Genomic DNA, 11,756 nt, shown 5'->3' on the forward strand with positions numbered 1-11,756 from the left:
TCGTTCTCCGACTCGGTCGATTGACTCAGTAAGTGGTCTTCAGGGTCAGGTAGATGGCGCCTCTGTCTTCCGTGGTGGCGCCGCCACCGGAGAAGGAGGCGTAACCACCGGCATAACAGGTGTTGCGCTGGGCCCCATCGAGGGCATTGGGGGTGGCACCGTCCTCGGCACCGTCATTGCACTCGGCAGACTTGCCAAAGGAGTCCACGTATTTCAGATCGACGAAGTACTGGTTGTAGAGGGTGGCGCCGAGCCCCACCGCGTAGCTGCCGGTGTCTTTCGCCCCGCCCGCCTGGACCGGGGAGATGCCCGCCAGCCCCCAGTTCACCGAGAGCGGCATGGTCATGTCGACCCCCGGCAGGACCTGATACCAGGTCGGGGTGAAGTTGACCGCCAGCCCCCAGTTGTCCCGGGTGGGCTTGTCGATGCCCTGATAGCTCTCCTCCCCCTTGTAGAGCGCCTTGTTGTGGTCATCCAGGCTCAGCAGGTTGCTGTAGTAGAGCTCCCCGAGCAGGGCGGCGCCGTCGAACAGCGCCGTGTCCGCGAAGGTCATCAGGCCGTTGAGGGTCCAGTGCAGGGTATCGCCGGTGGCGCTGTAGCCATCGGAGCCATCGGTGATCACCCCGGTGTCCGGATGACGGGGGCCGAGCACGGGGGCCGGGATCCCGAAGCCGTTGGCCAGTCCCCCGGGCCCGGTGGCACTGAGCAGGGCCGGGATGCTGGAGAGGGGCATGTGCTGGCGATAGTTGAGATCGCTGCCGACGCTCACCCCGGCGATGTCCTTGGAGAGGCTGAGGCCAAAGATGTCGATCTCGTCGCCATAGGCCAGGGCGTAGCTGGTGTTGGCGATGGACTGGCGCAGGTTGGGCACGGCCCCGGCCGGCAGGGGCGCCGCCCCGCGAATGGTCATGCCACGGGCATCGAGCACCGCCTGGGGCAGGATGTCGGCGGTGCGGCGGTAGAAGGCCCCCAGGGTCGCATCCAGCGCCTCGGGGGACCACTTGGCCATGATGCCCCAGTCACCGTGCTTGCCCGGCTCGATGTCGGCGCCACGGCGAATGTTGCTGAGGGTGCCGCTCGGTCCGGCCAGGCCAGGCCCGCCGGTGTGGCCCAGCAGGAAGGACTGGGCACCGAAGCCCACCAGATCCGAGCTGCCGTAATAGGTGCCGGCTTCCGGCAGGCGGGCGGCGTTCCAGTCCAGGAAGTACTGGGCGGCGAAGGTCCACTCCGGGTTCAGGGTGAAGGAGGCGGAGATCTGGTTGCGGGGCACGAACAGCTCTTTCGCTTCCGTCCCCGGGGAGGCCGCGAGCTTCGCGAGATCCAGGCCCGACTGGCCATAGCTGAGGGCGTGCACCGGGCTCAGCAGGGTTTCCCCCCAGAAGATGTTGTGCTGCCCTATCTTGACCCCGAGCAGGGACTCGTCGCCCAGCTCCATGTTGTGGAACACGAAGGCGTCGAGCAGCTCGCCGGAGGGGCCATGGTAGTAGCGATCCGCATAGTCGCTCAGGTGACGGTTGCCCGCCACCGGAGGCAGCCCGACGATGCCGGAGCTCGCGCTGTTGCCGTTGATGAAGGGGTTCTCGTCGGCGCCGACGTCGCGGTAGGCGTAGTCATACCAGCTGGCGGCGCTGAGGCGAAAGCCGGTGTTGCCCTTGTTTACCACGTCCAGCTCGGTCAGCAGATCGAAGCGGGTGGTGACTGTATCGCCGGCATCCTTGAAGTTGTAATCCCCGTCGTTGTTATTCGGGGTGGCGAGCATCCGCTCATCGGCACTCTCGGTGCGCATGCCGTAGTTGAACTTGCCGGTGTTGTCGAAGCGAACGGACCACTCTTCGCTTCCGGTATCGACCTCGACCGCCTGAACGGTGGGCATGAGGGCGGCCGCGATGGCCGCCGCCAGCAGGCGCAGGCGCAGGGCCCCGCCACCATGACTCGTGTGCTTGTAATCCATTACAGTCTCTCCGAGTGTCGTCATCTGATGTCGTTGTTGTTATCTGTTCCGTCGCCGTTTCCGTTGGCTTTGATGCAAGGGAGATGACCTGGCTGATGGCGCACCACCTTGTTTGGCGCTCGAGGATGCAGCTCTGTTTTTGCATCGGCCCCGGGGTGTCGCTCGCTCTGATGAGCCCGCTCTTTCTCTCTTGTGTGCCGACTGTAAGGCCTCCCTCCCGGGCCACGCTTGCCATTGAACGTCAGCCACTTTTCATTTGATGACAGCGCAGGAGGAGGATGGCAAAGGGCGCCGAAAGCGGTGTCAGACAGCCCCGGTTCCGGGCCTGTTCACCTGTCTGGCGGGATGGGCTGCATGCGTGGGGGAAGCGTTTCGGCGAAGGGGAAGCGGGGTGTCAGAAACAAAAACGGCGGGGAGAGGCCCAGGCCCCCTCCCCACCGAAAGCCAGACGATCAGTGCGCGATGGCGCAGCCGGTGGCGGCCTGCAGCGCCTCGAACTCGATGCCGGGGGCCAGCTCCACCAGGCGAAGGCCGGTGGGGGTCACGTCCAGCACGGCGAGATCGCTGATGATGCGATCCACCACCCCGACCCCGGTCAGCGGCAGGGAGCACCACTCCAGTATCTTGTGCTCCCCGTTCTTGGCGCAGTGCTCCATCAGCACCACCACCCGCTTGACCCCGGCCACCAGATCCATGGCGCCCCCCATACCCTTGACCATCTTGCCCGGGATCATCCAGTTCGCGAGATCCCCGCGCTCGGAGACCTGCATGGCCCCGAGCAGGGCCAGGTTGATGTGGCCGCCGCGGATCATGGCAAAACTCTCGGCGCTGTCGAAGAAGCTGCTGCCGGGCAATGTGGTGATGGTCTGCTTGCCGGCGTTGATGAGATCGGGATCGAGCTCCTCTTCACTCGGGAAGGGGCCTATGCCGAGCAGGCCGTTCTCGCTCTGCAGCCACACCTCCATGCCGTCCGGGATGTAGTTGGCCACCAGGGTCGGCAGGCCGATCCCCAGGTTGACGTAGAAGCCGTCCTGCAGCTCCTGTGCGGCGCGCTGCGCCATCTCTTCACGGGTCCAGGCCATCGCTATCTGCTCCTCAGTGCGCAATGCTGTAAAACGAACGCTGCCGGCAGCACTTGTGCGCAACACGGCGCCATCTCTTCACGGGTCCAGGCCATCGTCAGCTCCTCACTGTTCGCACTTCGATGCGTTTCTCGGGGTTGGGGTTCAGCACCAGCCGCTGCACATAGATGCCGGGCAGGTGAATGTCGTCGGGGGCCAGCTCCCCCACCTCGACTATCTCCTCCACCTCGGCCACGCAGACCCGCCCCGCCTTGGCACAGAGCGGGTTGAAGTTGCGTGCCGTCTTGTTGAACATCAGGTTGCCCGCCTTGTCGGCCCTGGCCCCCTTGATGAGGGCCAGGTCTGCCGTCAGGGCGTGCTCCATCACATACCACTCGCCGTCGAACTGGCGAGTCTCCTTGCCCTCGGCGATGAGCGTCCCGTAGCCGGTGCGGGTGAAGAAGGCCGGGATGCCGGCGCCGCCGGCTCTGAGCTTCTCCGCGAGCGTCCCCTGAGGGGTAAACTCAAGCTCAAGTTCCCCCGCGAGGTACTGGCGCTCGAACTCCTTGTTGCCCCCCACGTAGGAGGAGATCATCTTCTTTATCTGGCGGCTGTGGAGCAGCGGCCCCAGGCCGAACTCATCCACCCCGCAGTTGTTGCTGATGATGGTGAAGCCGCCCTTGCCGCTCTCCCTCAGCGCCTCGATCAGCTGCTCGGGGATGCCGCACAGGCCGAAGCCCCCCGAGGCGATGGTGATGTCGTCCTGCACCAGGCCGCTCAGGGCGGCCTGGGCGCTGGGATAAACCTTGTTCATAAAGACCTCTCTGCTCTCTGGCTAGTCCGTTGGCCACGGGGGCGCGTTCGTTGTATGGCTGTTTGTTGACTCGGCATCCATGGCCTTCCTAAGGCTTGATGCCCCAATGCATCAGGGTCAGCACCAGGGCGACCAGGAAGGCGGTCTCCCCCACCATCAGCAGGATGGGCTTGATGCCGACCGCCGCCAGCTCTTTGAGCTGGGTCTTCATGCCGATGGCGGCAATGGCGATGACCAGGCACCAGCGTGACAGGCCGTTGACCCCCTCCTGCAACGGCACGGGCACCCAGCCTGTGCTGTTGATGCAGGCCAGCACCAGGAAGCCGACGGCAAACAGGGGCAGCAGGGGCGGACGCTTGCCCAAGGGGCCATCCGCCCCCTGCCTGCGGGTGATCATGGCGGCCACGACGATCACCGGCAGCAGCATGGCGACCCGCATCAGCTTGACCACGGTGGCCACGTCCCCGGTCTCGGTGGACATGCTGTAGCCGGCCCCCACCACCTGGGCGACGTCGTGAATGGTGGCGCCGAGGAAGACCCCCGCCTCCACCGGCGTCAGCTCGAAGAAGCGGGCGATCATGGGGTAGAGGATCATCGCCAGGGTCGAGAGCACCGAGACCCCGATCACGGTGAACAGGGTGGCCCGCTCCTTCTGCGGGTGATTGGGCAGGGAGGCTGCCAGGGCCAGGGCGGCGGAGGCGCCGCAGATGGCGGTCGCCCCGCCGGTCAGCATGCCGAACAGGCGCTGGAACCCCATCGCCCTGGCCGCCACCACGGAGAGGCCGATGGTGACCACCACCAGGGCGACCACCAGCAGCACCGGCATCCAGCCCAGCTCGGCGATCTGGCCCAGGGTGATGCGCATGCCAAGCAGGGCGACCCCGATGCGCAGCACGCTGCGCGCGGTGAATTCGATGCCCGCCTTGCAGCTCCCCTCGGCACTGAGGAAGTTCAGCCCCATGCCGAGCAGCAGGGCGAACAGCAGCACGGGGGCGCCGTAGTGCTCGGAGAGGAAGGTGGCGGCGGCCGCCACCGTGATGCTGACCGCCATGCCGGGGGCCAGTTCGCGCACCCGTGAGAAGCGGGCGCTGGCGGTCTTGGTGGGGTTCAGCGCGTGCATGGGACGGCTTCCTCTTGTGGGATGACGATATGGAGCTGATCACCCGCCTGCTCGACCGGGTAGAGGCCGACCTTGAGCTGGGTGGAGTTGAGCAGATAGCCGGTGTTCAGGTTGAAGCGCAGGCCGTGGGCCAGGCACTGGATCACCTCCCCCTCCAGCCGACCACCGCACAATGAGGCCCCCTGGTGGGGACAGCCGTCGTCGATGGCGTGGAAGCGGCCATCGACGTTGAACAGCACCAGGCTCTTGCCCTGGGCCTCGATGAGGATCCGCTTGCCCGGTTCAGGCACCCGCTCGGCCGGCACCAAGATCCGCGCCGCCGGCGCCCCGGTTGCCGCATCCAGGGCCTGGCGCAGGCTGGCCAGCAGCTGCGCCACCGGCTGGGCCCCGCTGAGAGTCAGCCCCTCCCCCAACACGAAGCTGGGCACCCCCTGGTGGGCCGCCCCGGGCGGATCGCAGTGGAAGGGGGTCCCGTCCCCCTGCAGGCAGCTCACCAGATCGGCGGACCCAAAGCCCGCCGCCTCTGCCAGCCCCAGCAAGGTAGCTCCATCCCCCAGATCCCCGCCGTGCAGGAAGTGGCAGGCGAACAGCCGATCCAGCAGCTCGTCCAGCTGCGCCGGCGATCCCAGCTGGCAGGCCCGTTGCCACAGGCGGTGGGCATCGGCCGTGTTCGGCATGCGGGGGATCTTGCCAAAGTCCAGCGCAACGCCGACGCCGGCCGCCGCCTGTCGCACCTGGGCCTGACGCAGGCCAATGGCCTGTTCGCTGCCAAGACGCCGCAGGTAGAAGTCGTGAAAATCCTCCCCCTGCACCGGCAGCGCGGGCAGCAGTTGCACCCCGCGCCAGTGCACATCGACCCGCACCTCGGGCCGCACTGCCCCCAGCTGGATCAGGGCCTGCGCCAGCTGGCGTTTGCCGATGAGGCACCAGGGGCAGATGAAATCCATATAGACCTCGATGCTGAGCCTCATGCCCTCACCTCCGTGCCCTGGGGGCCCGTGATGACCCGGCGACCGGCATCCCCTTCGAGCCGGGCCACGTCCTTGTGGTAGTGGCGCTTGCCGTAGAAGAAGACGGCGGCCGCCGCGATGCTGATGAGGGGCACCAGCTGGAAGGCGTTGTCCAGGCCGATGTGGTCGGAGACCTTGCCGGTGATGAAGGGGCCCGGGGCCAGCCCGAGCAGGTTGTTGGCAAGGGTCAGGGTGGCGAACGCCGTGCCGTGCACGCTGGCGTGGGTGAGGTTGGCCACCATGGCACCGGCGGGGCCCGAGGTGCCGGTGGCGATGAACATCCCCAGCCCTATCAGCAGCAGCTGAGGCAACCCGGCCGGCAGGGCAAACGCCAGGGAGAGCAGCAGACAACTCCCGAGGCAGTAGGCGATGGCGAGGCTGATCTTGCGATCCGGCCGGTTGCGGCAGAGCCGATCGCTCAGCATGCCGCAGAGGATCATGCCGGCGCCGCTGCACAGCACTATGATGGCGGCCATGAGCCCCGCCTTGTCCGTGTCCAGTCCGTAGTAGCGGTTGAAATAGCTCGGCATCCAGACGATGACGGTGCCGCCGACGAACAGCTGCAGGCCGCTGCCCACATAGGCCGAGATCACCGAGCGGCTGGAGTAGAGGCTGCGCAGGGGATTGCGGTCCGTCTCTGTGCTTCCCCGTGCCGCCCGGCCGGTCTGGGAGATCCGCGCCTCCTTGACGATGAGGGGATAGATGGCCGCCAGCACCAGGCCGAACAGGGCCATGCCGGCGAAGGCCCAACGCCAGCCGAGGAAGTGCGCCAGCACGCCCCCGGTGGCCATGCCGAGCACTGAGCCGAACATGCCGCCGGAGATGAAGGCGCCGGAGAGGGTGGCCCGCATCTCCCGCGGGAACACCGAGACCACCACGGCGATGCCGACGCTGCCGTAGGCGGCCTCCCCCACCCCCACCAGGAAGCGGGCGATGAACATCTGCTCGTAGTTCTGGGCCAGGGCGCAGCCCAGGGTCGCCAGGCTCCAGAGCGCGGCCATCATGGCCAGGCTCTTGACCCGGCCGAAACGGTCGGCGAGCAGGGAGAGGGGAAAGGTCAGCAGGCCGACCATCAGCGCCACTATGCCGCTGAGCAGGCCCAGCTGGGTGTCGGAGAGCGCCCACTCCCCCTTGAGCATGGGGAAGACGGCGTTGAGCACCTGACGCGACATGTAATCGGAGATGAGCAGACCGAAGGTCAGCGCAAACACTATCCAGGCATAACGACGGGGCACGGCAACCTTGCCGGCCTCTGGGTCGTCATCGATATGATACGTAGCCATACAATCCCTCGCGCTACTGCAAATTGGGTTCGGTTTTTCGGTCAACGGACCGGCGGCAGAGGCCCCCGGCCAGAGAATATTGACTCATCACTCAGTTACCCTGCGTGCTGCATAGTGCAAGGCGCAAGGCCGTTTGGCAAACAGAGTCGGGGGGTCGCCGTCCCGCCAGCATTGCGGCGACCCCTCTGGCTCAGGACCGCTGTGGCACCCCTTTCTGGCCCTGGGTCCGGTTCGGCGCCATGCCGTTGGCCAGCAGCGTCTCCTCCACGCTGTCGTACTGCACGCCGATGCGGTAGATGGCGCGCGCCTCCTTGCCGCTCGCCACCTCGCGGCCCAGCTCGTGGGCGACCCGCACGCACTGGCGGATCTGCTCCACCGAGCTCATGCGCTGGCCGTGCTGGCCTATGATGGTGTCCTCGATGCCGCAGCGGGGGTGCAGCCCCATGGCCATGGCCATCATGTTGAAGGGCAGCACGTTTTTGAGCAGCGACTCGGCGGTGACGCAGGCACCGTCCGGCGCACGGTGGACGAAGTTCATGAAGTTGAACGGGTTGGGACCATCAAAACCGCCGCCGATGCCGATCCAGGTGAGGTTGAGGGGGCCCATGTAGACCCCCTTGCGTACCAGCCGCTCCAGGGTCTCCAGGGCGTGCATGCCGGTCAGCTGGAAGTGGGGCTGGATGCCGTTCGCCATCAGGCGCTTCAAGTGCTCGGCCACCCAGGCCGGGCCGGCCGGCACCGTCATCTCGCTGTAGGCCGCCTGGTAGGCGGGGTTCGCCAGCGAGGTGCCTGCCAGGTACTCCGGATAGAGCAGCTCCATGATGTTCATCTGGGTGGTGTTGATGGCGACAGTGACCTGATCCGGTTTCGGGGTCAGCTCCGCCAGCATGTGGCGGGTGTCGTCGGAGAGCCATTTGGCCGCCTCGCCCTCCCCTTCCGGCGCGAAGGAGATGGAGCCCCCCACCTGGATGATCATGTCCGGCACCGCCTTGCGCACCCCGGCGATCAGTTCGTTGAACTTGGACAGCCGCTTGGAGCCGGTGCCGTCCAGCTCGCGCACGTGCAGGTGCAGCACGGTGGCACCGGCCTCGTAGCACTCCACCGCCTTCTGGACTTGCTCCTCCATGGTCACCGGGATGTCTTCCGGGAAGTCGCCAGGGGCCCACTCGGGACCGTAGGGGGCCACCGTGATGACTACCTTTTCCATGTTTTCCGGGTGCAGGGAATCGTCAAAAAATTGCATCTGTTCATTCCTTAAATTGGCTGGCCTTCCATGAAGCGCCTGGGGTGGTGACATCCTCCGGGCCCGGGGCCCGGGGCTTGATCAGAAGGGGGTATCCCCCATGATCCCGGCCCGCTCCATCTTGCGATGGCTGGGGGGGTAGTCCATGGCGGCATAGTGCTGGGTGCTGCGGTTGTCCCAGATGGCGATGCTGCCCGGCTGCCAGCGCCAGCGCACCTGATACTCGGGGATATAGGCCTGGCTGATGAGGTAGCGCAGCAGATCGCTGCCCCCCATGCTGTAGTCCTGGCCGACGCGCACATGGGCCGGGGTGTGGTAGTTGGTGAAGTGGGTGGCGAAGGCGTTGACGAACAGGATCTTCTCGTCCGTCTCCGGGTGGGTGCGCACCACGGGGTGCTCGGCGTCCGGGAACTGGGCCTTGAGGGCGAGCCGCTTCTCTATTGGCATGGCCGCCCCGAAGCTCGCCTCTATGCTGTGACGGGCGCGCAGGCCGGCGATCTTCCCCTTGATCTCTTCCGGCAACTGCTCGTAGGCCACCACCATGTTGGCCCAGAGGGTGTCCCCCCCCACGGGCGGACACTCCACGCAGCGCAGCACGCACCCCATGGGCGGTTGGGCGCGCCAGGTGGCGTCGGTGTGCCAGGCGTTCTCGTAGCGATCGTTGGGTAGCTCCGGGGACTTGTAGATGCGCACCAGACCGGGGTTGTCCGGATCGCTGCCCGCCACCGGGTGATCCTCCAGCTCGCCGAAGCGGCGGGCGAAGGCCACGTGATCGGCGCGGCTAATCTCCTGCCGGCGCAAGAACAGCACCCTGTGCCTGAGCAGGAGGGCACGGATCTCGGCGAACAGCCCCTCATCGTGAACGGCGTCCGCCAGGTTGACGCCGCTCAGTTCGGCGCCGATGTGGCAGGTCAGTTGTTCTACACGCATGTCTCTCTCCCTGAATGACAAGTCAGTGCTGCAGGCACCGCCCTTGAGTGCGGGCTGGCCTGGGATCCTTGGCCTAGATGATGAAGACGGAGGAGCCCGTGGTCTGGCGCGCCTCCAGATCCCGGTGGGCCGCCGCCGCATCCTGCAGTTCGTAACGCTGGTTGATCTCTATCTTGATCCGGCCGCTGGCCACGTGATCGAACAGCTCCCCGGCCAGGGCCTCCTTCTCGGCGGGATCGGCGATGTAGTCGGCGAGCGCCGGCCGGGTCAGATAGAGGGAGCCCTTCATGGCCAGCAGCTGAGGGTTGAAGCCGTCGATGGGACCGGAGGCGGTGCCGACGCAGACCATGAGGCCGCGGCGTTTAAGAGAATCGAGCGAGCCCATGAAGGTGCTCTTGCCGACGCTGTCAAACACCACGTCGACCCCGGCGCCCCCGGTCAGGGCGCGCACCCGGGTGGCCACGTCTTCACGGCTGTAGTCGATGGTGAAGTCGCAGCCGTGGGCACGGGCCAGCTCGGCCTTGGCCCCGCTGGAGACGGTGCCTATCACCGTCAGCCCCAGCAGCTTGGCCCACTGGGCGACGATGAGGCCGACGCCCCCCGCGGCCGCGTGCAGCAAGATGCTGTCACCTGGCTTGAAGTCGTGGATGCGGCGCATCAGGTAGGCGGAGGTGAGGCCCCGCATTGTCATGGCGGCGGCGGTCTCGCAGCTGATGCTGTCCGGCAGCCTGATGAGGGGGGCGGCCGGGATCAACCGCATCGTCGAGTAAGCACCTAGGGTGTTGATAAAGCCGGTGTAAGTGACGCGATCGCCGACGTCGACATTGGTCACCCCCTCGCCCACCGCCTCCACCACCCCGGCCGCCTCGACACCCAGGCCATTGGGCATGGGGATGGGGTAGGTACCGTTGCGAAAATAGGTGTCGGCATAGTTGAGGCCGACCGCCTCATGGCGCAGGCGCACCTGGCCAGGCCCGGGCTCGCCCACCGCCACGTGTTCGTAGCGCAGGACCTCGGGGCCCCCGGTTTCATAAAAGCGAATGGCATTGGCCATGGCTGTTCTCCAGATTCATTCATGGGTGAAAACATCGTCCAGAGTGAATCTAGGGATTTACATGAACGCCCGCTTTGCATCGGGCGACAGCCACTTTTCATCTCATGACACCCCCCTTCGAATCCGTTGCCCCCCCTCGTGGAAGACGACAGAATCGGCCCTGAACCACCACGGCGGCGTCATGGCACTGGCCAGGCGCACCTGGGGAAGGAAGCGCTATCTGATTGAATAAACAGTGGTTATCAGAAGAAAAGCCGCTGGTGCCCGCCCATTGACGGGCCTTGGACCTTAGCATAATTGACGTTGACGTAAACGTAGTGTGAGATGAGGGTATTCACAGCCAGCATCCACAGCAGACAAGCACCCCATGAAAGGAGTCACTATGTCCAACCTATCCTCGGCCGGGACGCGTTTTCGCACTGCCCTGGCCAACGAGACGCCCCTGCAGATCGTCGGCACCATCAACGCCTACATGGCGCTGATGGCCGAGCGCAGCGGCTTCAAGGCCCTCTACCTCTCCGGCGCCGGGGTGGCGAACGCCTCCTTCGGCCTGCCGGATCTCGGCATGACCTCCATGAACGACGTGCTGATCGACGCAGAGCGCATCACCGCCGCGACCCAGGTGCCACTCCTGGTGGACATCGACACCGGCTGGGGCGGCGCCTTCAACATCGCCCGCACCATTCGCGCCTTCGAGCGCGGTGGGGTGGCCGCCGTCCATATGGAAGATCAGGTGGCCCAGAAACGCTGCGGCCACAGGCCGAACAAGGCCGTGGTCTCCATCGCCGAGATGGTGGACAGGATCAAGGCGGCGGTGGATGCCCGCCAGGACGAGAGCTTCGTCATCATGGCCCGCACCGACGCCCTGGCGGTGGAAGGGCTGGGCTCGGCCCTGGAGCGCGCCGCCGCCTATGTGGAGGCAGGCGCCGACATGATCTTCGCCGAGGCGGTCACCGAGCTGGAACAATACGATCGCTTCAAGCAGGCGGCCGGGGTGCCGATCCTCGCCAACATGACCGAATTCGGCAAGACCGAGCTGTTTGACAAGGAGGCCCTCGCTGCCCACGGCGTCGACATGGTGCTCTACCCCCTGAGCGCCGCCCGCGCCGCCAACCAGGCCGCCCTCAACGTCTATCAGCAGCTTCGCCGCGACGGCCACCAGCGCGCCGTGGTCGACACCATGCAGACCCGGGAGTCCCTCTACGACTTCCTCGGCTACCACCACTACGAGCAGACCCTGGACAGGCTGTTCACCAAGGACCTGTCTACCAAGGAATAACACGCCGACCG

General features: G+C 66.0%; 10 protein-coding genes. 1 reads left to right on the top strand and 9 read right to left on the bottom strand.

All coding sequences use genetic code 11. The features are described from left to right. Nucleotides 1-25: 25 nt before the first annotated feature. The 9 genes from ACWPWQ_RS06615 to ACWPWQ_RS06655 form a co-directional block, all read right to left on the bottom strand. Nucleotides 26-1,951, bottom strand: coding sequence for a DUF1302 domain-containing protein (locus tag ACWPWQ_RS06615; protein ID WP_454009338.1), 1,926 nt, complete (start codon nucleotides 1,949-1,951; stop codon nucleotides 26-28). Nucleotides 1,952-2,403: 452 nt separating this feature from the next. Beyond that, complete coding sequence (locus ACWPWQ_RS06620) at nucleotides 2,404-3,033, bottom strand: CoA transferase subunit B (protein ID WP_454009339.1); 630 nt, start codon at nucleotides 3,031-3,033, stop codon at nucleotides 2,404-2,406. A 97-nt stretch (nucleotides 3,034-3,130) separates the two neighbouring features. Continuing rightward, nucleotides 3,131-3,826 carry a CoA transferase subunit A gene (locus ACWPWQ_RS06625; protein ID WP_139439524.1) on the bottom strand — a complete coding sequence of 232 codons (696 nt, stop codon included), beginning with the start codon at nucleotides 3,824-3,826 and terminating at the stop codon, nucleotides 3,131-3,133. An 88-nt stretch (nucleotides 3,827-3,914) separates the two neighbouring features. Further along, the gene (locus ACWPWQ_RS06630) at nucleotides 3,915-4,946 is read right to left on the bottom strand and encodes a YeiH family protein (RefSeq protein ID WP_454009340.1); all 1,032 of its coding nucleotides are present in this window, start codon (nucleotides 4,944-4,946) and stop codon (nucleotides 3,915-3,917) included. Further along, the gene (locus ACWPWQ_RS06635; RefSeq protein WP_454009341.1) at nucleotides 4,934-5,917 is read right to left on the bottom strand and encodes a DsbA family protein; all 984 of its coding nucleotides are present in this window, start codon (nucleotides 5,915-5,917) and stop codon (nucleotides 4,934-4,936) included. The genes ACWPWQ_RS06630 and ACWPWQ_RS06635 overlap by 13 nt, the downstream gene beginning before the upstream one ends. Then, the gene (locus tag ACWPWQ_RS06640) at nucleotides 5,914-7,239 is read right to left on the bottom strand and encodes an MFS transporter (protein ID WP_454009342.1); all 1,326 of its coding nucleotides are present in this window, start codon (nucleotides 7,237-7,239) and stop codon (nucleotides 5,914-5,916) included. Before ACWPWQ_RS06640 ends, ACWPWQ_RS06635 begins: the two co-directional genes overlap by 4 nt. A 190-nt stretch (nucleotides 7,240-7,429) precedes the next feature. After that, complete coding sequence (locus ACWPWQ_RS06645) at nucleotides 7,430-8,482, bottom strand: 3-keto-5-aminohexanoate cleavage protein (RefSeq protein WP_454009343.1); 1,053 nt, start codon at nucleotides 8,480-8,482, stop codon at nucleotides 7,430-7,432. Nucleotides 8,483-8,563: 81 nt separating this feature from the next. After that, a complete protein-coding gene (locus ACWPWQ_RS06650; RefSeq protein ID WP_139439519.1) occupies nucleotides 8,564-9,412 on the bottom strand; it encodes a TauD/TfdA dioxygenase family protein in 849 nt (282 codons plus the stop codon). Nucleotides 9,413-9,485: 73 nt separating this feature from the next. After that, the gene (locus ACWPWQ_RS06655; RefSeq protein ID WP_265436789.1) at nucleotides 9,486-10,466 is read right to left on the bottom strand and encodes a quinone oxidoreductase family protein; all 981 of its coding nucleotides are present in this window, start codon (nucleotides 10,464-10,466) and stop codon (nucleotides 9,486-9,488) included. Between the two features lie 382 nt (nucleotides 10,467-10,848). Between ACWPWQ_RS06655 and prpB the strand changes: the two genes are divergently transcribed. Then, nucleotides 10,849-11,745, top strand: coding sequence for a methylisocitrate lyase (gene prpB / locus ACWPWQ_RS06660; protein WP_454009344.1), 897 nt, complete (start codon nucleotides 10,849-10,851; stop codon nucleotides 11,743-11,745). Nucleotides 11,746-11,756: the final 11 nt, after the last annotated feature.

The sequence above is a fragment of the Aeromonas sp. Marseille-Q7275 genome, assembly GCF_965119515.1.